Origin of the sequence: Gardnerella sp. 2492 (assembly GCF_050320365.1) — a bacterium.
GTDB lineage: Bacteria > Actinomycetota > Actinomycetes > Actinomycetales > Bifidobacteriaceae > Bifidobacterium.
The window spans coordinates 1,082,125-1,107,455 of sequence record NZ_CP186952.1 but is presented as its reverse complement, the minus strand read 5'-3'; the positions used below and the strand labels follow the sequence as shown (position 1 = coordinate 1,107,455).

Below are 25,331 nucleotides of genomic sequence, written 5' to 3'. Positions count from 1 at the left end.
AATTGGCTGCTCTCGTGCTTACGTTTAGGCTTTACCAGTAAGGAACATTCCACCAGCATCTACACCTGAAGTTACGTTTCTTACTTCGCGTAACAATTCATTCATGTAGAATCCCGGCTTAAGATTTGGCAAAGGCTTTTCTGTGCCAAAAACTTCAAACATGTATTCGTGATCTTTATCAGGAGGCTGCGGGCCGTTGTAACGCATGGTAATTGCTGGATCAGTGCAACCAATAAATCTGCTTGCTTGCGAGTTACGTCCTTGAAGCGCTTCTGGAATCATAGAAGTCATTGTGCGAGAAAAATCTTCCGGTATTTGCAAAGCGTGAGAATCGTTAAAATCAAACATTAACGCTTCAACAGGCACGTTTGCAGCAGTCCAGTGAATCCACTCAAAACCGCATACTGGAATTGCGTCGTCGTCAACAAAACGCCAATGCAAATAATGCACAAAAGATGGCATATTATCAACGTAAAACGGGAAAGAAACTACCGGAACTCCGCTGATCTTATTCTGCTCCGTCGCAGCTTTAGAATAATCATCAGGAATAGTAGTGAAATCTGTAGAAATATTCATACTTTAAGTATCTACTATTAGACAGAGCGAATCAACTTAAAATAATTATTTGCAAACTTCAATGACTATTTTTCTTAGCATTTTGCTGCTTCTGTTTAATTTCTTCCACAAACTTAGCGTGAGCTACGGCCGGCATCCAGCCTTTATTTACTACATTAACCTGCCAAACGCACGCAATAGCAAAAAATAGCAGAGCAAAAATTATCAAAGCAACAGAACCTTCAAAAGCACCAAAATTAGCAAAATTACCAACTAATGTACCAACCCAACCAAAATCAGCATCAGCAAAAGTAGAATTCGCTAAACCAAATGATCCCATAACAGTGAGCAGCATTGCCGGAAGGAAAGTAATAATAAAACCGTTAACAAAACCACCAACTAAAGCACCTCTGCGACCGCCAGTAGCATTACCAAACACTCCAGCACCACCGCCATCAAAGAAATGAGGAACCATACCAGGAAGAATTAAAGCCAAACCCCATACAGGTCCAAGCCAAACCGCAATAACTGCAAGAGCAACAAGTCCTCCAAAAAGAGAAGACAAAAAACCAATCAAAGAAGCGTTAGCAGCATACTGAAACACAATAGGAACGTCCAAAGCTGGGCGAGCACCAGGAACAACCTTTCTAGCAATACCATGGAATGCTGGAACAAGCTCACCCAAAATAATGCGAACGCCATAAAGAATAATGCTCACACCAATACCAAATTGCAAAGCCTGAGCAAAAGCAGCCATAAGAAAATCACTGTAATCCTTAGGCTTAGAAGAAAAGATTTTCAAAACTTCCTTCATCGGCAGAACTATAGAAGACCACACCGCAAACACTAAGTAGAGAACAATCATAAGCAATGTAGTTGATAGCATGGAATCACGCAAAAAACTTAAGCTTTTAGGGAAATTAATATCCTCAGTAGATTTAGACTTCTTACCAACTGCAGTGCCTACAGCTCCGGAAATTATGTAGCTTAAAGAATTAAAATGCCCAATTGCAATATTGTCACTGCCAGTTATGCGGCTCATAAAAGGCTGCGCAAAAGCAGGCAAAGAAACCATAGCGGTCGCCATAATAACAGAGCCAACAATCACAATAAGTATCTGATTGGCAGTCCCAAACCCAACAGATAGCACAACAGACATAAGAACCGACATAAATACAATATGATGGCCGGTTAAGAAAATATATTTAAGAGGCGTAAAACGGGCGGCAAGAAGCATTAAAACGAAGCTTAAAACGATCATGTAAGCAGATGTAGAACCAATATAAGCTGAACCTACACCATGCTGGTTGTAAGCTTGTGCAGTAATAACCTCGTTTGTGGGGACAACACCGTGAGCGCCAGTGCATTTGAATACTAAAGCGCCAAATGGGGAAAGCGCAGAAACCACAACTCCAGCACCAGCACCAAGAATAAGATAGCCCATAGCAGCTTTCAATCCGCCAGCAATAACTTGACCAGCGTTACGTTTCAAAGCAATCAAACCTATTGCAGCTATAATTCCAATCAAATATGCTGGAACATTCAAAATTTGTTTGCTTATGAAACACAAAATCTGAACAGCAATGTCCATATCTTGCTTCTTTCTGCTATCTTCTTACGTATACGCTTACGTAGGTAAACAGAAATTCACCTAAAGCGTTTAAGATTTCACAGCCATGCGAGCTAAGACTTTCACGTCTCAGCAAACGCATAGCAGTGAACTCATGTTAATAAAACTACTCGTAGCGCTTAAGCACTTCCTTAATCTCTTCAACATCCATAAAGTTTTCAATACTTTCTACAGGTGTTGACGTGCCTTTAAGCTCCGATGCCAACTGAGGTGAAGTCATAACCACATCATTCATGTTTGCAGTGCCTTTAGCGCTGCCAACATCTGAAGTAGTTACAGACACATCCATACCAAGGTCTTCAGCAGCAGCCTCAACACTAATCTTGAGTAGCACTGAAGTACCAATCCCGTTACCGCATACGCACAGGATATTCATATCATCCTCGTTTCTATTAACCTTTAAAACTTTTAAAAACTCTCACAATTCCATCGAGCGTACTCAGCTTTGAAGAATCGCACGAATCTTCTCCGCACTGTCGGCCTTAGACAGCGCGTCCAATTTTGCTGGTTTAGTAAGCGCAGCCGCAATCGTAGACATAACACCAACGTGCTCATTGTCATCGTGACCAGCGAGGCCAATCACCAGAGAAACTGGATCATTTGCGGCATTACCGAACTTCACTGGGCTGCTAAGCCGAATCCAACTTAAACCACTTTTTAGTACCGCCTTTGACGGCCGTGAATGCGCCAGCGCTAAGCCTGGAGCAATCACTACGTAAGGCCCCATGCTTTCCACGGTATTAATCATCTCGTCAGTGTATACATTAGTCGTAAAACCTGCTTCTCGCAAAGCATCACCTGCTAAACGAATTACACTGCGCCAATCTTTTGCTTGCACATCAAGTTTAACAGCAATATTCGGAAGCAGCGAATTAATGTCTACACTCATACATTTCCTCCATAACCTACTTATAATAGCCGCCCAATATATTTGCTAATAAACAAGAACTCTAATCTTGCATAACAGAGCTATACCACTCCCCAGAAAGCGCTGCACAAGCCTGCTCATAAGCTTGCTGCAATGTAACATTTGAAAGCTTAAAACGCACGTCATCTAAAGCAGCAGGTGTCATAGAAAGCGAAGTAACACCTAAACCTACCAAAACAACAGCGAGATTAGGATCAGCAGCAGCCTCTCCACAAACACAAACAGGCGTGTTATGTAACTTACCAGCATCAACAATCATTTTTATAGCGCGCAAAACAGCAGGATGCCAAGTAGTCTGATAGTTAGCTACAGAACCTAAAGTTCTATCAGCAGCAAGCAAATACTGAGTTAAATCGTTCGTACCGATTGAAATAAAATCAGCAATTTGAGCGACTTCATCCGCCATAAAAGCGATCGAAGGAACTTCCGCCATAATACCGACTTTTTTCAAACCTTTAGATTTTCCAAGTTTAACAAAATACTCAGTTTCTTGCTCGTCTGCAACCATAGGAGCCATAACACACAAATCAGAATTTGTTACAGAATTTGCTCGAGAAAGAGCTTCCAACTGACATTCTAAAACGTCACGATGCTTGCACAATGTGCGCAAACCACGAAGACCTAAAGCAGGATTTGGTTCGTTTCCTGAAGCTAGGAAAGGAAGCGGCTTGTCTGCTCCTGCGTCGAGCAATCGGATAACAACTTGCTTACCTTCAAATTTTGATAAAAGACTCACATATGCATCAGTCTGCTCATCGATACTAGGAGGCTTCTCGTTGCCGATAAACAAAAATTCTGTACGAAACAGTCCAACACCCTCAGCACCATATTCGCAAGCAATACCAGCACCTTCAGGAGTGCCAACATTAGCCAACAACGGAATCTTATGCCCGTCACTAGTGCAGCCGCACATACCGCGAAGATCCTTGGCACGACTTTTACGTTCTCTTGCCTCACGTAATCTTTCAAGCTCATCTTCAGTAGGATCTGCAATAACAACACCGTTTGCAGCATCAACCAAAACCATTTGATTATTTTGCAAAACTGAAGATTCTTTTACTCCAACAACTGCCACGATCCCTCGAGCACGAGCAATAATAGCCGTATGACTAGTTGGACCTCCTTCACTAGTAACAACAGCTAAAACTTTCGTAAGATCTAAAGAAGCAGTATCTGCTGGAGAAATATCTTGAGCTACTAAAACAAAAGGCTCATCACTTTCCGGTATTCCAGGAGCTTCAACACCCAACAGTATGGCAATAACTCTTTGACAAATATCATGTAAATCTCTTACGCGTTCAGCAACATATCCGCCTAAACTGCGCAAAGTTTCTTCAAAACCAGCAAAACCTTCCCATACTGCTCTAGCAGCAGTTTTTCCGTCCAATACTGAATTATTAATTGCAGAATAAAGAGCAGGATCAATTGCAATCTGAGCGAGCGCTTGCATAATAGCAGCAGCTTTCTTACCAGCTTCATCCCCTTTTAACGCTGCCCTAGCGCAAGTTTTAAGATACTCACTGACAGTGCGCAAAGCGTTCTGCACATTTTGCATAACTTCTTCAACTGATTCATCAGACGAACGTGGCGTATCGTTCGGCTCCGCTATAGGCTGACCCATTCGCAATACTTTGCCAGCAGCCATTTCGCGACCTATACCTACGCCTGTAAGCCTCATTGAAACTCCTTAATCACCCAACTCATAAAACATACATTAGTAAAATATTTATACAACTTAAACGCAACTAGATAAATTTTCGCCATATTACGCTATGTTTGGAATTGAAGTGTGAAATTAGTGATTTTGGCCGCACTCATTGCGCATGTAATGAAACCAAAATGTAATCCTCTTACTAGCGGAAATACTCAAGGAGCAGAAATGGTCACCGCAATACGAACTCTTACTATTCAAGATTCTGTCGGTATTCACGCGCGACCTGCTTCTGATTTTTCGCAAGCTTCTATACGTTCCGGATGCGAAGTAGTTATTTCAAAAGGTGACGGAAACCCAGTAAACGCAAATAGTATTCTTTCGATTATAGGGTTAGGAATTACTCGCGGAGACACTATCACGATTAGAGTTGAAGGAGAGCGTGCAGAAGAAGTTGCAGATGATTTAATATCAATACTCGCAGAATCTTAAATACGCTTTTGAATATTTCCTAATACAGAAGCGCGCAAAAAAGAGCTTCAAAAACTAAAGTAGGATTACCGTTACCTACGAGTCTTCTTCTAGCTTTAGAAATCTCATCAACACACAGTAAAGCACGTTTGATAGTGAAATCTTTAGCAAGATTATTTATATCCGCATAAAAATCTTGATTAATAATAGGCGATGACTCTTGAGCATTGTTTAATACCATAAGAATATCCCTATAAACACTTTCTACTGCGTTTAAAGCACGATTTAATACGTCTCTACTAGTACGAGTAACTTTGCGTTTAACTTCATCTTTTTTGCCAATAGCATTATATGCTGCACGCAACTTTGAAGGTATACGATCATCTTTAGTTAACCCGTTAATCCTGCGAAACTCGTCCTGCTCAGCTTCAACCCCACTCTGAACTTCAGTTTCAGCTTGTGCTTTAGAATCGTCGATAAGATTTCCGGCTAGAATTACAGCGTCTGTTGCAGCACGCATGTGTAGCAGCCCGTATACGAGTTCATTTCTACGAGACAACGCACGTTCGTCTGAGGCATAAAGCTCAGCTAATTGCAAATTACCTTGCGCTATTCTCGCAACACTATTAGAAAGACTTTTGTCGGCACCAGTTTTATCAGCAATATATTTAGAAACCGATTTTTCATCTGCCGTAGTCAGTTGCACGATTTGTGTACGAGAACGAATAGTTGGTAGAACATCCTGCACGCTGGAAGCACAAAGTATCCAAATAGTGTGTGGACTTGGCTCCTCAATTTCTTTTAAAAGCACATTTGTACTGCGTTCAAGCATCCGCTGAATGTCTTCGATAATAATTATTCGCCAATAAGCTGTACTCGGCATTTGTTCGGAAATAGAAACAATTTCTCGAACATCATCAATGCTTATAGTTACAGCATCAGTACTTAAAGTGTTAACATCCGGATGCGAGCCTGCTAAAACTTCGCGCGCCACCTGCGAAAGCTCCCCTTCGCTTTCACCATGATCTGGACTTTCAAGAGCTGCAGCAAATGCGCGAGCAAGAGTTACAGCACCAAAACCTTCAGCTCCACAAATAAGCCAGGATTGCGCTAGAGCGCTTGAATCTCCACAAGCTGCGGCACGGAGTCTTTTAACTGCTTGCTCCTGCCCTACTACGCAATCCCAAACGCTCATTTAATCACGCTCCGCAAGTAAAGAATCAACATCCTCCGCAATTAATTTTGATAACTTTTCTGGAGAACAAGAAGCATCAAGAACACGATAACGGCTGTGATCATCATCCGCTAAATCAAGAAAAGCTTCTCTAGTTCGACGCGCAAAATCCAAACCTGCAGATTCCATACGATCAGCTTTACCGTGGAGTCTTTCAAAAGCCGCTTCCGGAAGCATATCAAGTAAGTAAGTTCGCTTAGGCCACAAAGAGTCAGTCGCCCATTCGCTTAAATTGCGAACGTCTTCCATTGTTAACTCTCTACCGCCAGACTGATACGCAAGAGAAGAATCAATATAACGGTCTGTTATCACCACAGCACCACGACTAAGTGCCGGTCGAATGATTTGCGCAACATGCTGTGCTCTATCGGCCGCAAAAAGTAAAGCTTCTGCTCGAGAAGAAATAAAACCTCCGTGAAGAAGAATTTCTCTTAAAGATTTACCAAGCGAAGTTCCGCCAGGTTCAAGCGTAACTACAACTTCTTTGCCGAGATCTTCTAAATGCTTTCTTAAAGCTTCAACCTGTGTGGTTTTACCTACTCCATCAATACCTTCAAAAGATATAAACAACCCTTTGTTGGTTGATACGTGATTTGAGCAACCGCAATTTCCGCCGCATGCGCAGGCTGTGGAAAAATCTTCAGAAAAATCTTCAGAAAATCCGCTATCTTGAGATTCCATAAGTAATTACCTACTTTGCTGCAGCTGACTTCGTAGTTTTTCTTGTAGTCGATTTTGCTACAGTAGATTTTTTCGAAGATGTTTTCTTTGCTGTAGATTTAGCAGCGCTTTTTGCAGTCGTACGCTTCTTACGTTTTACAGGTCCGGCTGCACGCTTCTGAGCTAACAGCGCAAAAGCTTCCTGTGGATCAATCGATTCAGGCGTATACTGTTTTGGCAAAGTACGGTTCGTTTCACCATCTGTAATATAAGCTCCATAGAAGCCGTCTTTAATTACCACAGGCTTACCAGTTTCAGGATCCGCACCTAATTCGCGAAGAGGCGGCTTTGCTGCAGCTCTAGTACGTTTACCATACTTTGGTTGACTAAACAAATCTTGAGCTTCTTGCAAAGTGATAGAGAAAATAGCGTCCTCACTAGTAAGAGAACGAGTTTCTGGTTTTGCTGCGGAGGAATCAGAGGAAGATTCGCCCGAAGACTCATAGGATTTTGTTAAGTAAGCACCGTAACGTCCGTTATTCGCTTCAATTCGTGCGCGCTTAATATTACCTTCAGAATCTTTTTCTTCAAATTCACCAACTAATCGTGGCAAACGCAGCAACTGTAAAGCTTCCTGCAATGTTATAGTTGCAGGATCCATAGTCTTAAATAGGGAAGCCATTTTTGGTTTCTCAGCAGACTTATTTTCGCTACTTTCAGAAGAATCAGAAGATGATACTGAAGATGCTGATACGAGCGCAACGTAAGGACCAAATCTTCCGTTACGAACTTCCACACTTCCACCAGTTTCCGGATCAACTCCCAAAACTCGAGGACCTTCAGCATTATTTTCCAGCAAATCTCTAGCAACTTTAACTGTTAACTCATCAGGAGCTAAAGTTTCCGGCAATGAAGCGTGAAGAGGATTACCTTCAGAATCTAAATGTTTAGTATCTTCCAAATACGGGCCGTAACGACCAACTCGAACATTTAAACCATCGCCAATTTCAATAGTGTTGATTTCACGAGCATCAATCTCACCAAGCTCAGCAACCTGCTGCTGCAAACCGGCATGAACCTGATCTTTAGAATTCAAAGACTCGTCGCCGTCACCAAAGTAGAATCTAGTAAGCCAATCCTTACCAGCTTCCTCTCCGTGAGCAATACGATCCAAACCATTTTCCATATCAGCAGTAAACGCGTAATCAACATACTTTGGGAAATTAGATTCCAAAAGCTTAATCACAGCAAAAGCAAGCCACGAAGGTATTAGTGCACGACCGCGCTCATAAACGTATCCGCGATCAAAAATAGTCGCAATAATACTCGCGTAAGTAGAAGGGCGTCCAATTTCTTTAGCTTCCAAAGTTTTTACTAAAGAAGCTTCAGTATATCGAGCAGGAGGCTGCGTTTCGTGAGCTTCAGCAGTAACGTCAGAAGTTGACAAAATATCTCCGCGAGACATTGGCGGTAAAGCTTTAGACTCCTCATCAGATCCAGCTTTGACGCCACCATATACTTTCATAAAACCTGCGAAAGTAATAACAGTTCCAGAAGCTTGGAAAGTAGCCTCTCCAAAACTAGCAGCATCAGCATTCAGCTTAACTGTAGCAGTGAAACCAGTAGCATCGGCCATTTGAGAAGCTAAAGTGCGCTGCCAAATAAGCGTATACAACTTCAACTGATCAGCAGGAAGAACACCAGCTAAATCACTTGGATTACGGAAACTTGCGCCGGCAGGTCGTATACATTCATGCGCTTCCTGCGCACCTGCAGTAGTAGTAGTGTACTGTTTTGGAGCATCCGCAACATATTCTGATCCAAAATTCTCCGCAGCAGCAGACCTAGCTGCAGCAATAGCCTCTTGAGAAAGCGTTACAGAATCAGTACGCATATAAGTAATGTAGCCGTTTTCGTACAAAGATTGAGCTGCTCGCATAGTTTGACGAGAGCTCATAGATAAACGGTTTCCTGCAGTTTGCTGCAAAGTTGACGTAGTAAACGGCGGAAGTGGACGGCGACGATACGGTTTCGTATCCATCGAGTCAACAATAAAATTAGATTTTCTAAGTTCTTCTGCAATTTTAGAAGCTTCAGACTCATCAAGATGTAACGCAAAAGTAGAGTCTTTATCAGCAACAAGCTCTCCCTTAGAATTAAAATCTTTAGAAGTAGCTATGCGTTTACCTTTAAGAGAAGTCATACGAGCATCAAACTCAACTTCTTTACCATCCGCATCAGGAGCACGCAAAACAGCAGTCAAATCCCAATAGGATGCTCGAATAAACGCCATACGTTCGCGCTCGCGCTCAACAATAAGCCTTGTGGCAACTGATTGTACGCGACCTGCAGAAAGACCTGGGCCAACTTTTCGCCAAAGTACAGGAGAAAGTTCGTAACCGTACAAGCGATCCAACACTCTACGCGTTTCCTGCGCATCAACCATATTATCGTCTACGTCACGAGTGTTACGTAAGGAAGCGTTAATAGCATCCTTAGTTATCTCGTGAAATACCATTCGCTTTACTGGCACTTTTGGCTTCAAAGCCTCTACAAGATGCCAAGCAATAGCCTCACCCTCACGATCCTCATCAGTTGCAAGATAAAGCTCATCAGCTTGAGCTAGAGCACTTTTTAATTCAGCAACAGTTTTCTTCTTATCTGCCCCAACCACGTAATAAGGAGCAAACCCGTGATCAACATCTACGCCAAATTTACCGTACTCAGCTTTATGTGAAGCTGGAACTTGGCTTGGTTGAGCGAGGTCGCGAATATGCCCCACTGAAGCCATTACCGTGTATCCATTACCAAGATACCCGCCAATCTTACGTGCCTTAGTGGGAGACTCTACAATGACCAGCTTATTCTCTGCTGTCATATTCGCTCCTTTCATAAACTAAATTAACTAACACACTTACACAACACATCATCTACACAAGTCATCGCGTAAACCGCATCCGGCAATGCGTACGCTAAGACATGTGCTGCATTACGATCACGTATTAAAACGTAAACGCATACCAACTCATAAGTAACTCTACCGAAACTTACACTGCATACCTAACAAATACTGCCTATGTGGATACAAGCACGCGGGGTAAACAATACTTGGTATAAGCTACTACTTTGCTTGCGGAGGCATCGGCGGCGCACCGACTAAACCAATACGGCTCAGCGGCGCTGCAGTTGCCTGACGCATCACCATTAATACGCCATACACAAACAACGATACACCTGCAATAGACCAGTATGTAGCAATATACGACACGCCAACAGCCCAACGTGCAAACAAATCAACTCCAGGAAGTATTTGCCAAATCAAGTATGCAGCGTACATGCACATCATCACACCCAAAGTAATCATTGATGTACCAACGATTTGCACACTAATTGAAGAACGCCTGGAACCAGGAATATCCATTCCTGATTTTCTTGTAAAAGCGAGAACCAGCAAAGTTATAGCGCCAACGATAAGCACAGAAACAATCACATCCGAAGGCCTGTGCCAGTGACCTGCTACAAGAGAGCATGAAACCAGGAAAACAAGTGCTGAAGAAGCTAAAGCAGACCATGCTCTAAATCCACGGCTAGCGCAACAAACTATTAAAGCACAAGACGCTGCAATAATTAAAGCATGACCAGAAGGAGCAGAATTTGATGCTAAATACTCAATACTAATCAGCATTGGACGCGGAAGTATCTTTTTTAACGGTTCAGCAATAATTGAAAGCAATATAATTGCTGCGCACTGACCAACAAGCCACCAACGCTTACGCATAACAGCCAAAATCAGCGAACAAACTGTTATAACTGCCCCCAAAACCATTATGCCCATTGAATTTCTTAACGGCATAAGCACAATCGATAATGCAGAAGGCACACCGTTTACACCAAATCCTGCAATAACCATCTCCTCATAGCCTTGTCCCAAAACGGTTTGTACGGTAACCCACCACAAAAATGTTGCAATAGAAAGCATCATAACTGCTAACACAACACACCATATTCGCGTAGATAAACGAGGAAGATTCAAAAGCGGATCCTGCTGAGAAGTGTCAGGAATTTGCGCATTTTTACTCTTGCTGGCTGAAGATGATGAAGAACCGTAAAGTATAGAATCAACGTTAGTGTTATTTAACTTTTCGTAATACTCTTCGTCGTTATTTTTATCAATCGGCTTAAAACCATTAAGTCCAGAAAAAGTGTCAGAATCTGAATCGTTTTGCTCAACAGTAGCCTCTTTGAGCGCTGAATCAGAATCAGATACTTTATTTTTACTTTCGTAAGGTTTAAAAGAACTATCGTTAGTATCAAATGATGAGTCTGCACTATTTTTAGATTCATCAAAATTTTGGCTCGAGTCTTCGCGCATCTTTGCATCCTCATCCGCAGCCTTGTTAAGCGCAGCATCCATTGAAGCCGCTACACCTGAATCACTTGACGAATGTGCAGTTACGGAATTATCCTGCTGATTATCATCTTTCTGTGATGACATGAATTCTTCACTCATACTGTAGACTTTACGACAGTCTCTGCGATATCGCTAGTTTTGACATAATAAAAACCTCCACGCACCCACCAGAGGCCACTTACCCTTGCTGCATTTCTGCCCTGGGGGGATTGGGTGACGTAGTGCCACGCGGAGGCTCTATCTATATTACACTATTTTTTCTACTTGTCGAGTTTATCTAAACTACGCGCGCCAAACGCTTTTACCGTGCTCTTTAGCATTCTCAACATCTGCATCAAGTTGGGATTCATCAGCCTCAACTTTTCCAGCAATATACTGCTCTACTAATTCTCGCGCTTCACCATCTTCATGCTGAACAGCAGGAGACTTCATAAAGTAGGAGCTAGGAGCCAAAATCGGTCCGGATAGCTTACGATCTAAAGCAATTTTTGCAGCGCGAACAGCATCGATTACAATACCTGCAGAATTAGGAGAATCCCAAACTTCAAGCTTGTATTCCAAATTTAGTGGAACATCGCCAAAAGTAGTTCCTTCCAAACGCACAAAAGCAAACTTACGGTCATCTAACCAAGCCACGTAATCAGATGGTCCAATATGAACATTGTGCTCATCCATCTCATGAGGAACGATTGATGTTACTGCGCGAGTCTTAGAAATCTTCTTAGATTCAAGCCTTGAACGTTGAAGCATGTTCATAAAGTCCATGTTTCCACCAACATTCAGCTGATATGTTCTATCTAGACGTACGCCACGATCTTCGAATAATCGAGCCATAACTCGATGAGTAATTGTTGCACCAACTTGACTTTTAATATCGTCGCCAATAATCGGCACTCCAGCATCACGGAACTTTTGCGCCCACTCGGGATCAGAAGCAATAAACACTGGAAGGCAATTTACGAATGCACATCCTGCTTCCATTGCAGCAGTTGCATAAGCTTTATCTGCTTGCTCAGAGCCTACAGGAAGATAGGAAACCAAAACGTCAACATGCTTATCGCGCAAAACTTGAGCAACGTCAACAGGCTCCTTTTCTGACTCGTCAATCATTTCACGATAATAATCACCTAAACCGTCGTAAGTTGGTCCACGTAAAACTTCTACACCTAAATTAGGCACATCAGCAAAACGAATAGTGTTATTTTGAGAAGCTCCAATTGCTTCGCTTAAATCATGTCCAACTTTCAAAGAGTCAACGTCGAAAGCCGTTACAAACTCAATGTCTCTAACACGATACGAGCCAAATACAGCGTGCATCAACCCAGGAATTTTATCACCGTCATCAGCGTTCTTGTAATATTCGACGCCCTGAACCAGCGACGAAGCACAATTGCCCACGCCGGCAATGGCTACGCGGATGCTCATATAGACTCCTTGCCTGCAAAATTAGCGACACTACTTAGTGCCGTCATTACACAAATACTATACCTTTTCATAATAATCGTTAGCCAATATAGGCGTTTTATATAGTAATAGTTATTACGCTAATTTACTAAAATTTTATGCTAGTTTAGCATTCTAAAAATTCTACGATACGCGCATAAGAAGAATATATTTTGGAAATTTACTTAATTACCATATTAAATACTGTTAAATCATAATAAAATAATATAAATTCAATCTAAACTCGATCTAAACTAACTCTAAATTCAAGCCCGGGCGCTACGGTGTAAGTATGGTTGAACAAAGGGACAGGCGAAATTCTACTTCAGCACGCGCAAGAACAACGAGAAGTACAATACGACAATCGCAATCGAGCGCAACGCAAGGATCTAACTATTCAGAGTTTCAGCAGGGATACGCCACAAACTCTGCTTATGGCAGCCAATATTCCAATTCAAATCAACCAAGACACGGTCAAAGTAGAAAAAATGCAAGCGGTGCAAGAGGATCAAAAAACTCAAAAAATCGGCACTTACCTTGGCGAAAACGTCACCCAATAATATTTTGGATGCTCATAATTATTTTGACGCCTATACTTCTTGGTATTTTAACCATACTTATAATGTATGCAACTACTGAAATACCGGCTCCAGATAAAGTCGCAATGGCAGATAAAACCAAGGTATACTATTCGGACGGAAAAACAGAAATAGGATCTTTTGCTGAACAAAATCGCGAAATAATTAGCTGTGACGCACTTCCAAAATACGTTGGAAACGCAATAGTAGCATCAGAAAACCGCTCGTTCTACGAAGATAAAGGAATTGATCTTAAAGGAATCGGTCGAGCACTTATACACAACATGACTAAGCGCGGCCGTTGGGGCGGATCTACAATAACCCAACAGTACGCAGAACGCTATTATTTGGGAGAAACAAAAAGCTACTTTGGAAAGTTACGCGAAGCTATTCTTGCCGTTAAAATTGCGCAAACTCAAGATAAGAAAACAGTTTTATGCAACTACATGAACACTATTTATCTTGGCAGAGGAGCATACGGTATTCAAGCCGCTTCGAAAGCTTACTTTGGAGTTGACGCTAAAGATTTAACACTTTCACAAGCTGCACTTTTAGCCGGCATAATACCAGCTCCTAGTAAATGGGATCCTGCAGTAGGACCAAAAGAAGCAGGAATACGATTTAAGCGCGTTTTACGAATAATGAAAGAAGATCACTACATCAGCGAAAAAGAAGCGAAAGAAGCTACCATTCCGCAAACTATACAAAATAAGCAAAATAACGTTTATTCAGGACCTCACGGATATCTTCTTCGCATGGTTAGAGACGAACTAACTCGTAATGGATCTTTTACTCAAGACGATCTGGACACAGGCGGATACCGTATTGTTACGACTATAGACAAGCCTCGTCAAGACATGATGTTTAAGGTTGCAAGTCCTTCACAAGATGGTAAAAATATTGTGCCGCAAGGATTGCAAATAGGAGCAATGTCTATAAACGCAAAAGACGGCTCTATTATTTCCGTTTATGCCGGAGACGACTATCTTTCTAAACCTCTTAATAACGCTACGCAAGCACTGTACGAACCAGGATCAACAATGAAACCTTTCGCACTACTTGGAGCAATACAAGCTGGTACTAGTTTAGACACGCAATTTAATGGAAATTCTCCACAGCAGTTTAGCGGAATTACGGCTCCCGTAAGCAATTTTGCAAACGTAAGCTACGGAAATATTAATTTATACCAGGCAACAGCAAATTCAGTTAACACAGTTTACATGCAGTTACAAAATAAGCTTGGCGCAAACAAAGTAGCTGAAACTGCTGTAAAAGCTGGGTTGGATCCAAAACGTATGAACGGTAAAAACCCATTCACCGTACTAGGAAATGATCCAGTGCACGTAAGTGAAATAGCCAGAGCCTACGCAACCTTTGCAAATCAAGGAAAACTCCCAGATCTACATATTGTTGCAAGCGTAAAAAATCCGGATGGCAAAGAATTTTATCGAGCGCCTGTAGAAGGAACGCAAGTATTCAACAGTAACGATACGAATCTTGCGGCGAAAGCGTTGACTGGCGTAGTACAACAAGGTACTGCAAAAGAAGCACGCTCAGTTGGTAAAACTCTTGGCGGAAAGTCTGGTACAGCAAACGATAAAACTGCTGGAAGTTTCGTTGGATTTACTCCTAATGTTGTTACCGTATTTGCAATGTGGTACCCGGATGCAAACGGAAATCCTCAAAAAATACCAGCATTCCGCGGATATTCTGGAGGCAGCGATTACCCTATACACATGTTCACTCGTTACATGCGTCAAGCGCTTGCTGGGGAGCAAAATACTAAATTCCCTGAAGCAAAAGATGACGGAAAAGTAGGCGGATTGGACGGAACATGGGGATTAGGTCGTAAAGAAGAAGTTGACGATACTGCGGAAAATCAAGACGCAGAAGCCGATAAAGACGAGAACAAATCTGACGCCAATAAAGATAATCTTGGAACTGCTTCTGGAGCAGGTGCTGGTAGTGGAGCTGGCGCTGGATCTGGTGCTGGAAGCGGAACTGGTAGTAGTGCTGGCGCTGGCGCAGGTAGTGGCGCTGGTACCGATTTGAGCGGAGGAAGCAACCCCACTGGATCAGGTGGATCTGTCGGTTCTGAAGCTGATACAAATCAGAAAAATAGCGGCATAGGCGGAGACTCAAATGATTGAAAATCAAGCGGAGTTAGATAAGTTTCGTTCATAAAAGCGAATAAACGCAAAAAGAAAGCAAAAAAAAAACGCAAATAAAAATAACGGACGCTACAAAACGTCCGTTATAGAATTTTGCTTAAAAAATACTATTTTTAGTGATTTTTATGCATTGATTCGCTTGTAAACGTAGCCTTCCAAAACGTCTGCAGTTACGTTATTGTATCCGTTTAATTCCGCAAATTGTGGCCCGTTTTGTATGTGCGAACGAGAAAATGCTGTTTGAGCGATAGTAGTAGCACCAGAGTCTGCTGCGGCAGTAAGACCAGAAATTGAATCTTCAAGCGCAACGCAATACGCCATTTGCTTTCTAATTTCTTCTTCAGTACCAGAAATTCCCACTATTTTACCGGCTGCAATATAAGGCTCTGCGCTTGGTTTAGGAGCATAACCGTCATCGCCACAAACATAACCAGCAAAAGCGCCTTTAGGAGCTTGATTTACTATATTTTCAACCAAACTTCTCGGCGAATTGCTTACAAGAATCGAAGGAATACCGGCATCCGATAGGCTTTTTAATACGTCGAGCACTCCTGGAGTCCACGGAACATGCTCAGCTTCACGAGCAGCCACGTAATCTACCATACCCTTGCCGATTTCTTCTACAGTAAGTTTTGTGCCGCTTGGAATCATCTTATCGGCAACTGTTTTCAAAGAACCGCCTGAACATTCCCAAGCTAAATCTTCATCCCAATATCCCCCATATTTTTTCACTAAATAAAATTCCGACTCATGCCAATACGGCTCTGAATCCACAAGAGTTCCGTCCATATCCCAAAAAACTGCGCGCAATAATCTATCCGAATTATTCAATTTTGTACTTTTTACTGTCATTCACTTCACTTTATTTATTTAATTACTTACATAGTTTTATTTGACATCGTTCTATGGTACACACACTGCTTACATACGCATGTCACGAAATTTATTGCAGTAAAAACTCTTACTACTTAATGATTTTTAAAAATTAATTGCAGAGTACATAGCGCCTAAAGAAGCCACGCTCGCCATAAAACCATAGATTTTTCGTCATCTGCTTTTGCACTATTTTTAGCAGAATTTCTGCTATTACCATTCGTAGAACTGGAAGAAGGCAATTCCTTACGCACAGTTTTAATGTCACTTCGCCAATTGCGAGCGTTTCTTGAACGTTGAACTTCAAAAACATCTCCATCAGCGTTTGCGGCAAAAATATTTCTTGCAGACGACTCAGCTTCATCACGCAACCTGCGTAATTGTCTTTTAAGCTGACGGTTTTCTTCTTTTAATTCAAGAATACGCATAATTCCAGCAAGATTTATTCCTTCAGACTGACTTAAACGCTGCGTTTGCACTAATCGATCTATATCTCTTAGCGAATACCTGCGAGCGCCGCCATCGGTCCGTTGAGGCATAATTAGCTTTAGACGATCGTACTGCCTTAGCGTTTGAGGATGTGTATTAGTTAAGGTAGCTACGTGACTTACCGTAAATATTGGCAGATCTATTTCAAAACCTACTTCATCGGCACCGTCTAAAGTTGCGTTACCGCGCACTAAAGCTACAGCACACATTTCATATAGTGCTTTTGTTTCTCGCTCTATATGCACCATAATGCAACCTTTCTTACTAATAACTTGCTGGAATTAAGGTGAGTAAATACTAAACTAAAATCACTAAAGTAACGCTAGAAAACGCGTTTTTAGTTTTCTCTCATATTAGCGATACTTTCAGCGAATTCACTACCTGCAGCTTTGTCAAATTCTTTCGCCGCATGCTTAAGAATTAGACCTGGCTTTTTCGGAATTTGTATCTCAACTATTCCTACGAAATCTCCATTGGTACCCGGTACTCCCTTACCTTCGACGCGAGTTTCAGTACCGCTTGATGCTCCTGCTGGAATTTTGAAAGTAACAGATTTGCCATCTACGTCTAATACTGTAACTTTCGCACCTGCAACAGCTTCACCAAGGGTTACTGGAATGTTGGTAACTAGGTTGTTCCCTTCAAGCTTGAACTTTTTATCTTCAGCAACATGCACTTTAAGATACATGTCTCCGCTAGTTCCACCGAACTCTCCCGGTTTACCTTTTCCAGATAAGCGAATTTTTTGTCCATCTCTAACGCCTGCAGGAACGCGAGTTTTGAAGCTTTCTCCGTTAGATTTTAACGATACTGTCGCACCTTTGTATGCTTGGCGAAATGTTAAGTTTATGGATGTTGTAATATCTTCGCCACGTTTAGGAGTTTCAGGATTACCGTACGAGCCGTTTCCATATTCTGACTCTTCAAATCCTGCGGAAGCTCTGGAATTACGACCAGTCCGTGCACTTTGCGCAGCATTAAACATGGAGAAAATATCTCCCATATTTGGAACACCGCCGGTTGTACTGAAACGTACATGCGTATTTCCATTGCCCATTCCGTTCATTCCAGCACCACTAAACATGGAGAAAATGTCGGAAAAACCTGATGCGTCGAATCCGCCATTACCCGCTCCACCAGCAAAACGAGCACCACCAGCACCAAATTGACGAATAGCGTCATAACGCTGGCGAGTTTGACTGTCTTTCAGCACATCATAAGCTTCAGAAACATCCTTAAATTTTTCTTCTGCTTCTTTTGTTTTGTTTAAATCAGGGTGATATTTGCGAGCAAGTTTACGATACGCTTTAGTAATCGTTGCCTCATCTGCATCTTTGGAGACACCGAGAACCTTATAAAAATCCTTAGCTAACCATTCATTTTCAGCCATTTGTGCCTCCTTTCACATCAGCACATTGGCATATTTACGCTATATTTTTGACCCAATATAACCTACTCGTGCTGACTTATGAGATTAAAGCCAACACGAGTAAGTATGTAAATCAATTCTTAATCACTATTAACGCTTAAATTTATAATGCGTTAATTGCAATTAATTGTTATTTGGCGACGCTACTACAACACGAGCTGCGCGAATAACGCGATCTCCAATTCGGTAGCCTGCTTCGACTACAGCATCTACAGTTTCTTTGGTTGCGTTTGGATCCGGACGATGCAAAATAGCATCATGCTTAGTGGGATCGAAATCCTCGCCTTTTTGACCAAACTTTTCAACACCGAATTTTTCGAACGCTTTATCTAATTTTGCAGCAACAGCTTTAAACGAATCATCCATATCACTATGTTCGCGTATGCGATCAATATCATCTAAGGCTGGAAGTAATGCAGTTAGTACGTCGATAATTCCGTGCTGGCGGAAACGATCCTGCTCTTTCGCCGAACGATTGCGGAAGTTAATAAACTCTGCTCGTTCACGCTGCAATGCTTCTAAATATTCTGCAGCCTCTTTTTTAGCTTTTCCGAGTGGAGTAAGTGAATCATCTTTTGTAGATTCCGCACTATCCTTAGAGTCTGCATTATCAGAAGTTACGGCGTCATCTGTGTCCGAAGCGTTATCTGCTTGAGAGCTTGCTGTAGCGTTAGAAGAATCCTCTTGCTTTTTATTCTCGCCTTCGCTATGGGTAGACGAGTCAGAAAAATCGCCGGTACCGGCTGATGCTTTTTCAGCATCGCCAGTACCTGCATTATTTTTTAACGACTCAGCATCATCCATACCGTTGAGGTAATCGTTGGTGTTGAAGTCGGACATTACTTGTTGTCCTTATCGTCCTTGTCGTCGTCCACCACTTCGGCGTCAACTACATCATCGTCTTTTGCGGAAGGCTTAGCACCTGCAGCAGAAGCAGATGCAGAAGCATTATCTCCTGCAGCACCCTGCTGAGCGTAAAGCTGCTGACCAATCTTCTGAGCAGAAGTCATCAACTCGCTTTGAGCAGACTTAATCTTCTCAATGTCGTCACCCTTCAAAGCTTCCTTCAAAGCATTAACTTTGTCGGTAACTTCCTTAGAGATTTCGTCGGAAAGCTTGTCTTTATTGTCGTTCACGAGCTTTTCAGTCTGGTAAGCAAAGGCTTCTGCCTGGTTACGAACTTCAGCTTCTTCCTTACGCTTCTTATCTTCAGCTTCGTGAGCTTCAGCTTCCTTCACCATACGGTCAATTTCGTCCTTTGGAAGACCAGAACCACCGGTAATAGTCATGGACTGTTCCTTACCAGTGCCCTTATCCTTAGCGGAGACGTGCACAATGCCGTTAGCATCGATATCGAAAGTAACTTCAATCTGAGGAACGCCACGAGGAGCTGGAGCAATACCAGTCAATTCAAAAGTACCGAGAGGCTTGTTATCGCGAGCAAACTCACGTTCACCCTGGTAAACCTGAATCAACACGGATGGCTGATTATCTTCGGCAGTAGAGAATACTTCCGAGCGCTTCGTAGGAATAGCAGTGTTACGATCGATAAGCTTTGTCATAATTCCACCCTTGGTTTCAATACCCAAGGAAAGTGGAGTTACATCAATAAGCAGAACGTCCTTACGGTCTCCCTTAATAACGCCAGACTGCACGGCTGCACCAACTGCAACAACCTCATCTGGGTTCACAGACTGGTTAGCTTCCTTACCGCCGGTAAGCTCCTTCACAAGATCCTTAACAGCTGGCATACGAGTTGAACCACCGACAAGAACCACGTGATCAATCTGGCTTACTGAAATACCAGCGTCAGCAAGCACGTTGTTGAATGGAGTACGGCAGCGACCGAGCAAGTCGGAAGTCATTTCCTCAAAGTGAGCACGAGTCAAAGTCTCATCCAAATGCACTGGAGTGCCATCAGGAGTCATTGCCAAGTACTGCATAGAAATTGAGGTGGAAGTAGAAGAGCTAAGTTCCTTCTTTGCCTGCTCAGCAGCTTCCTTCAAGCGCTGCAAAGCAATCTTATCCTTGCTCAAATCAACGCCATACTTGTTCTTAACTTCGCCAACGAGCCAATCGATAATCTTCTGATCCCAGTCATCGCCACCCAAGTGGTTATCACCGTTAGTGGCCTGAACCTGGATTGTGGAGAATCCATCGTCATCCTTACCAATTTCAAGCAAGGACACATCGAAAGTACCGCCACCCAAGTCGAATACCAAAATGCGCTCATCTTCCTTGCCTTTTTCAAGGCCGTAAGCCAAAGCTGCAGCAGTTGGTTCGTTAATAATACGAAGAACGTTCAAGCCTGCAATCTTGCCTGCATCCTTAGTTGCCTGACGCTGAGCATCGTTGAAGTAAGCTGGGCATGTAATAACAGCGTCTGTTACCGGCTCACCCAAGTAAGCTTCAGCATCGCGCTTCAACTTCATCAAAACCTGTGCGGAAATCTCCTGTGGAGTCCACTTCTTACCGTCGATTTCAACAGTCCAATCAGTACCCATGTGACGCTTTACAGAGCTAATCGTGCGATCAACGTTTGTTACGGCCTGACGCTTAGCAACTTCACCAACCAAGATCTCGCCAGACTTGCTAAATGCTACAACAGATGGCGTGGTACGAGCGCCTTCAGCGTTTACAATAACGGTTGGGCTGCCACCTTCAAGAGTAGCGATGCAAGAGTTAGTTGTACCCAAATCAATACCTACTGCGCGTCCCATAATTTCTCCTTGTTTCTTTTTGCGCGTTACCGCGTAAATATTATTTTTTCGTCTAAGTTTTGTTATTACATAAGCTGCGCTTTTATTAACTTCCGTATTTATTAACTTCCGTATGGTAGCTAATAATCAGCAGCAGCTTTTTTACTTTCCAAAACCTGAGCCTACTACACTCAACTTCCCAAAGTCAACTTTTATTCCCAAAAATTATAAAAAACTTTATACCACTAGACTCAAGTTTTAAATAAAAGCATAATTTAAGGAGAAATTACGCACGTCTCACGCGCTGAATTTAAAATGACGTAAGGAATTATTAAGCGCATTGTAACGCGCTAAAACGCCAATAAGCGGCGTGCCAATACCGGTTATGAGTTTGATTGCTTCAGTTGCCATCATTGCGCCAACAATAGCTGCAGTCGCGCCTAATACAGCCGATTTTGGCACTTTTTCTTTAGGCGGAGGGCAAGCGTACAAATCACGCAAACCAGGACCTTTTCCTGGCACAAAAACGCTTACTTGACCTTCATAATAAAGTACCGAGCCGTAAACTTCCGGCGTACCAGCGCCCCAAGCAGCATCCGCAATCAAAAAGCGAGTAGAAAAATTATCACAACCATCAATTATCAAGTCGTGACTTTCTACAAGCTGTTTTGCGTTATCTTCATTAAATCTATTTACAAGGTTGATTTTTAAACCTGGAGATAACGCCTGCAAACGCTTAGCTGCAAGTTGCGCTTTAGATTTGCCGCACTGATCGACAGTATATAAAGTCTGCCTTTGCAAATTAGAAAGCTCAACAACGTCGTCGTCACAAATCGTGATTTCGCCAACTCCTGCTGCAGCAAGCGAAAGCAAGCACGGCGAACCAAGTCCACCTGCACCAACCATGCAGATTTTCGCATCGCGAAGTAACTGCTGATGCTCATGCGTAAAGCCCGGCAGGAGCAAGTGGCGGCAAGTGCGTTCCGCCTCAAGCTCCTGCAGGCTGCTATACGAATCGTCGCAAAACGTATTGCTCACAGAACCGAATCCGCCCAAGCGCGACCTTCAACAGGCGAAGAAGCGAGCGCATGTTCACGCTTAGGAATACGGCCAGCATCGTGAGCAAGCTTGCCAGCAGTAACAGCAGCAGCCATTGCGCGACCCATCTTAACTGGATCTGGGCAGCGAGTTACAGCGCTTGCAAGGAGCACGCCCGAGCAACCAATTTCGAAAGCTTTAACAACATCGGAAGCAGTTCCAACACCAGCATCCAAAATCACAGGAACGCCAGCTTCCTTGCATTCGCGCACAATCAGCTCAATATTTCGAGGATTCAGAATACCAAGACCAGTTCCAATTGGAGCACCCCCTGGCATAACAGCTTTCACGCCAAGCGACACAAGGCGACGAGCCACAATCGGGTCGTCATTCGTGTAGCAAAGCACGCTAAAACCTTCTTCAATAAGCTTTTCAGCAGCAAGCAAAACTTCGCGAGTATCTGGGAGCAAAGTATCATCGTCTGCAATCACTTCGAGCTTAATCCAGTCAGTTCCAAGCGATTCACGAGCCATTTTTGCTGTAAGAACAGCATCATGCGCAGTTTTGCAACCAGCAGTATTTGGCAAAACGTTAATATTATGGCGTTGCAACATACCGTAAATATCAACGCCAGTTTTTGCGTGACGACGTATTGCAACAGTCGCTACTTCCGCACCTGAAGCTACCAGCGTCTTTTCCATAATGTCAATACTCGTCATGCCACCAGTGCCAAGCAAAAGCCTTGAATGTAAAGTCTTACCGCAAAGCTGCCAAGTATCGGCATTTTCTTCTTCATTATTTTCTGTATTATTTTCTGACATTTTAAGCCTTTTATATAAATTTTTTGAAACTATACTCAAATTATTTGAAATCAGCCGCTTATTTGAAATCAGCCACCCTGAACTGCACTGAGAATTTCGATTCTATCCCCATCGCAGATAATGCTTGATTTCCATTGCGCGCGCGAAAGTACATCGTCGCCAATCGCAACAGCTATACCAGGACCTGCATCTGGGCCATAAAGATGCGCAACAAGATCTGCCACAGTCGACCCATCTTGAACTTGAGTAGTTTCACCATTGACGACGATTTGCATAGTTCAACCTTTATTAACGTCTATTAAAACTTGCGTTACTAGAACGCTTACTAGAAACTTGCGTAACTAGAAACTTTCGCTACTAGAAACGAGCAGGATTGCAGCTCTCCAAGAAGCCCTTTTCCTTCTCAGTCAACTCTTGCTCAAGCACAAGCTTTGTAGTCAAAGAAGAACCCAAAGCGGTGAGCAAAATGCCGTGACGGAAGTAACCGGTGGAAATCGTTGTATGCGTCTTAGGATCAATGCCAATGAATGGCAAATCATCTGGAGTTCCAGGACGGCCACCAGCGGTAACCTCAGTAATCGAGCATTCCTGAATGCCAGGAAGCACGCTTGCTGCATCGCGAAGCAAGTCGAGCACGCCGCCAACCTTTGGAATATCGCGGTCATCTTCGCGAGAAGTAGCGCCGAGCACAAGCTCGCCAGTTTCCTTAGCGCGAGGCACCAAATAAACTGGGCGGTCATGCACAAATCCACGAACCACAGAGCTCAAAATTGGACGCAAAGGCTCTGGAATAGTCATACGAATCATATCGCCCCACACAGCGCGAAGCTTAAGCTGCGGAAGCATATCCTTAGCACCCAAACCAGATGCCAAAACTGTGTCTGGACCCAAATCGTCTGGAGTGCTTGCGCGACGCTCAATAACAACACCACGCTTTTCAAGTGCATCAATCATTGCTGCAGTGAACTGACGAGGATTAATCTGATGATCATCCGGCACACTTACAGCGCCTGCAATCGTCGGCGAAAGCGCAGGCTCAATTTCACGAAGCTTACTCACAGAAATATGCTCAGCTCTACGTCCATAACGATGCTGCAAGTTTAGCAACTCGTTCACGTGCTCGTTATCTGCAGCGTCACCACCGATTACGTAAGAGCCGCACTCTAAGTAGCCAGTTGGCTTATCGGTGTACTTTGCAACCGAATCAACCAATTCCTTATACATAGTTGCAGACTCAAACATAAGAGGATACAACGCTTCTTGTTGATATTGCATTTCTGCGGTAGGAGCTAACATGCCGGCAGCATGGTGAGAAGCGCCTGAGACTGGATCTGGATCAATTATGCTAACTTTTACGCCAGCTTCCGTAAGTCTCCAAGCTGTTGCTAAACCAATAATACCTGCACCAATAATACGAATATTTCGCATAATACTCCTTCCCTACGGCGGCATTACCCGCATCAGGTTTACGGTCGGCTTTCGCCCTCTCAGCCTGTGTAGAACAAGCTCCCGCGTTTCGTAGCTTTGACTTTCAAAACTGCGATTGTAAAACGCTGTAATATTGCCAACTTTAGCGATATTACAAACGCTACAGATAGACGCAACGAAAATATGTGAGCTTCGTCACACTATCGTGCAGCATTTTAACACTTCCACAGAAAATCTGTTAATTTAGCCGGTATGCCAAATCGCAAAACTAAGCATTTTCGTTACTAACGCAGATTGTGTTCTGCATTAGTGACTCTAATCGGCTGTTTTGGGACACTCGCGCAGTACGCGTTCTGCATTAGGGTCTGATTTTGCTTATCTTCGGACACTCGTGCAGTATGCGTTCTGCATTAGTAACGTATAATTGCGTTTTTTCGTTACTATTGCAGATTGCGTACTGCGCTAGTAACGCACATTGCCTCTTTTTCGTTCTTCTTGCAGTACGCGTTCTGCGCCAGTAACGTATAATTGCGTTTTTTCGTTACTAGCGCAGATTGTGTTCTGCGCGCGTAACGATGCGCGTATTAATTGAGTTGATTTTGGTGTGGCGCGACTGTGAGATTGAGATGTGTGTGAGGAGCGCGTGAGGTGTGGGTGTTACTTGTCTCGCAGCGCTACGCTCTTATACTTTACTTGAACTTAACGGTTGCATAGTTAAGTTTAGTTTCTTACTTACTTTCCCTGCAAAAACAGTTATTAATCAACAAGATTATTAACATCGCTCCGCTTTTATATTGCTCGACCAAGCAACACCCACTCCTC

General features: G+C 43.0%; 22 protein-coding genes and 1 other RNA gene. 3 read left to right on the top strand and 20 right to left on the bottom strand.

What is annotated here, in order from left to right; genetic code table 11:
* Positions 1 to 24: 24 nt before the first annotated feature.
* The 5 genes from ACPFYS_RS04345 to ptsP all read right to left on the bottom strand — a co-directional run bounded on the left by ACPFYS_RS04345 (position 25) and on the right by ptsP (position 4,791).
* Positions 25 to 576, bottom strand: a complete 552-nt coding sequence (locus ACPFYS_RS04345; RefSeq protein WP_427876177.1) for a YbhB/YbcL family Raf kinase inhibitor-like protein — start codon at positions 574 to 576, stop codon at positions 25 to 27.
* A 58-nt stretch (positions 577 to 634) separates the two neighbouring features.
* Positions 635 to 2,146 (bottom strand): PTS ascorbate transporter subunit IIC, encoded by a 1,512-nt coding sequence (locus tag ACPFYS_RS04340; RefSeq protein WP_427876175.1) that lies wholly within the window; start codon positions 2,144 to 2,146, stop codon positions 635 to 637.
* A gap of 145 nt (positions 2,147 to 2,291) precedes the next feature.
* On the bottom strand, positions 2,292 to 2,561 hold the full coding sequence (locus ACPFYS_RS04335; RefSeq protein WP_427876171.1) for a PTS sugar transporter subunit IIB: 270 nt from the start codon (positions 2,559 to 2,561) through the stop codon (positions 2,292 to 2,294).
* Between the two features lie 63 nt (positions 2,562 to 2,624).
* A complete protein-coding gene (locus ACPFYS_RS04330) occupies positions 2,625 to 3,074 on the bottom strand; it encodes a PTS sugar transporter subunit IIA (RefSeq protein ID WP_427876169.1) in 450 nt (149 codons plus the stop codon).
* Positions 3,075 to 3,135: 61 nt separating this feature from the next.
* A complete protein-coding gene (gene ptsP, locus ACPFYS_RS04325; RefSeq protein WP_427876167.1) occupies positions 3,136 to 4,791 on the bottom strand; it encodes a phosphoenolpyruvate--protein phosphotransferase in 1,656 nt (551 codons plus the stop codon).
* Between the two features lie 201 nt (positions 4,792 to 4,992).
* Between ptsP and ACPFYS_RS04320 the strand changes: the two genes are divergently transcribed.
* Positions 4,993 to 5,256: an HPr family phosphocarrier protein gene (locus ACPFYS_RS04320; protein WP_427877654.1), complete on the top strand. Its 264-nt coding sequence runs from the start codon at positions 4,993 to 4,995 to the stop codon at positions 5,254 to 5,256.
* Between the two features lie 19 nt (positions 5,257 to 5,275).
* Here ACPFYS_RS04320 and ACPFYS_RS04315 read toward each other — a convergent pair whose 3' ends face one another.
* The 6 genes from ACPFYS_RS04315 to ACPFYS_RS04290 all read right to left on the bottom strand — a co-directional run bounded on the left by ACPFYS_RS04315 (position 5,276) and on the right by ACPFYS_RS04290 (position 12,965).
* The gene (locus ACPFYS_RS04315; protein ID WP_427876166.1) at positions 5,276 to 6,430 is read right to left on the bottom strand and encodes a DNA polymerase III subunit delta'; all 1,155 of its coding nucleotides are present in this window, start codon (positions 6,428 to 6,430) and stop codon (positions 5,276 to 5,278) included.
* Entirely contained in the window at positions 6,431 to 7,150 is a 720-nt protein-coding gene (gene tmk, locus ACPFYS_RS04310; RefSeq protein ID WP_427876164.1) for a dTMP kinase, read from the bottom strand.
* Between the two features lie 10 nt (positions 7,151 to 7,160).
* The gene (gene topA, locus ACPFYS_RS04305) at positions 7,161 to 10,007 is read right to left on the bottom strand and encodes a type I DNA topoisomerase (protein WP_427876162.1); all 2,847 of its coding nucleotides are present in this window, start codon (positions 10,005 to 10,007) and stop codon (positions 7,161 to 7,163) included.
* 243 nt (positions 10,008 to 10,250) lie between these two features.
* The gene (locus ACPFYS_RS04300; protein ID WP_427876160.1) at positions 10,251 to 11,639 is read right to left on the bottom strand and encodes a phosphatase PAP2 family protein; all 1,389 of its coding nucleotides are present in this window, start codon (positions 11,637 to 11,639) and stop codon (positions 10,251 to 10,253) included.
* A 45-nt stretch (positions 11,640 to 11,684) separates the two neighbouring features.
* An RNA gene (ffs, locus tag ACPFYS_RS04295) (signal recognition particle sRNA small type) lies at positions 11,685 to 11,781 on the bottom strand.
* Between the two features lie 41 nt (positions 11,782 to 11,822).
* Entirely contained in the window at positions 11,823 to 12,965 is a 1,143-nt protein-coding gene (locus ACPFYS_RS04290) for an inositol-3-phosphate synthase (RefSeq protein WP_427876158.1), read from the bottom strand.
* A 452-nt stretch (positions 12,966 to 13,417) separates the two neighbouring features.
* On the opposite strand from ACPFYS_RS04290, the gene ACPFYS_RS04285 reads away from it, so the two are divergent.
* Together ACPFYS_RS04285 and ACPFYS_RS04280 are read left to right on the top strand one after the other, a co-directional pair.
* Positions 13,418 to 13,543 carry a hypothetical protein gene (locus ACPFYS_RS04285; RefSeq protein WP_427896774.1) on the top strand — a complete coding sequence of 42 codons (126 nt, stop codon included), beginning with the start codon at positions 13,418 to 13,420 and terminating at the stop codon, positions 13,541 to 13,543.
* A 62-nt stretch (positions 13,544 to 13,605) separates the two neighbouring features.
* Positions 13,606 to 15,711 carry a transglycosylase domain-containing protein gene (locus ACPFYS_RS04280; protein WP_427896773.1) on the top strand — a complete coding sequence of 702 codons (2,106 nt, stop codon included), beginning with the start codon at positions 13,606 to 13,608 and terminating at the stop codon, positions 15,709 to 15,711.
* A 144-nt stretch (positions 15,712 to 15,855) separates the two neighbouring features.
* Here ACPFYS_RS04280 and ACPFYS_RS04275 read toward each other — a convergent pair whose 3' ends face one another.
* The 9 genes from ACPFYS_RS04275 to thiO all read right to left on the bottom strand — a co-directional run bounded on the left by ACPFYS_RS04275 (position 15,856) and on the right by thiO (position 24,509).
* Entirely contained in the window at positions 15,856 to 16,584 is a 729-nt protein-coding gene (locus tag ACPFYS_RS04275; protein ID WP_427896772.1) for an HAD family hydrolase, read from the bottom strand.
* 155 nt (positions 16,585 to 16,739) lie between these two features.
* Positions 16,740 to 17,342 carry a heat shock protein transcriptional repressor HspR gene (locus ACPFYS_RS04270; RefSeq protein ID WP_427876153.1) on the bottom strand — a complete coding sequence of 201 codons (603 nt, stop codon included), beginning with the start codon at positions 17,340 to 17,342 and terminating at the stop codon, positions 16,740 to 16,742.
* Between the two features lie 89 nt (positions 17,343 to 17,431).
* Entirely contained in the window at positions 17,432 to 18,484 is a 1,053-nt protein-coding gene (locus ACPFYS_RS04265) for a DnaJ C-terminal domain-containing protein (protein WP_427876151.1), read from the bottom strand.
* 162 nt (positions 18,485 to 18,646) lie between these two features.
* Entirely contained in the window at positions 18,647 to 19,363 is a 717-nt protein-coding gene (gene grpE / locus ACPFYS_RS04260) for a nucleotide exchange factor GrpE (RefSeq protein ID WP_427876150.1), read from the bottom strand.
* Positions 19,363 to 21,243: a molecular chaperone DnaK gene (gene dnaK, locus ACPFYS_RS04255; RefSeq protein WP_427876149.1), complete on the bottom strand. Its 1,881-nt coding sequence runs from the start codon at positions 21,241 to 21,243 to the stop codon at positions 19,363 to 19,365. The genes grpE and dnaK overlap by 1 nt, the downstream gene beginning before the upstream one ends.
* Positions 21,244 to 21,519: 276 nt before the next feature.
* A complete protein-coding gene (locus tag ACPFYS_RS04250) occupies positions 21,520 to 22,260 on the bottom strand; it encodes a HesA/MoeB/ThiF family protein (RefSeq protein ID WP_427876147.1) in 741 nt (246 codons plus the stop codon).
* The gene (locus ACPFYS_RS04245) at positions 22,257 to 23,081 is read right to left on the bottom strand and encodes a thiazole synthase (RefSeq protein ID WP_427876145.1); all 825 of its coding nucleotides are present in this window, start codon (positions 23,079 to 23,081) and stop codon (positions 22,257 to 22,259) included. The genes ACPFYS_RS04250 and ACPFYS_RS04245 overlap by 4 nt, the downstream gene beginning before the upstream one ends.
* A 68-nt stretch (positions 23,082 to 23,149) precedes the next feature.
* Positions 23,150 to 23,356: a sulfur carrier protein ThiS gene (gene thiS / locus ACPFYS_RS04240; protein ID WP_427876144.1), complete on the bottom strand. Its 207-nt coding sequence runs from the start codon at positions 23,354 to 23,356 to the stop codon at positions 23,150 to 23,152.
* Positions 23,357 to 23,438: 82 nt separating this feature from the next.
* Positions 23,439 to 24,509 (bottom strand): glycine oxidase ThiO, encoded by a 1,071-nt coding sequence (thiO, locus tag ACPFYS_RS04235; protein WP_103085092.1) that lies wholly within the window; start codon positions 24,507 to 24,509, stop codon positions 23,439 to 23,441.
* Positions 24,510 to 25,331: the final 822 nt, after the last annotated feature.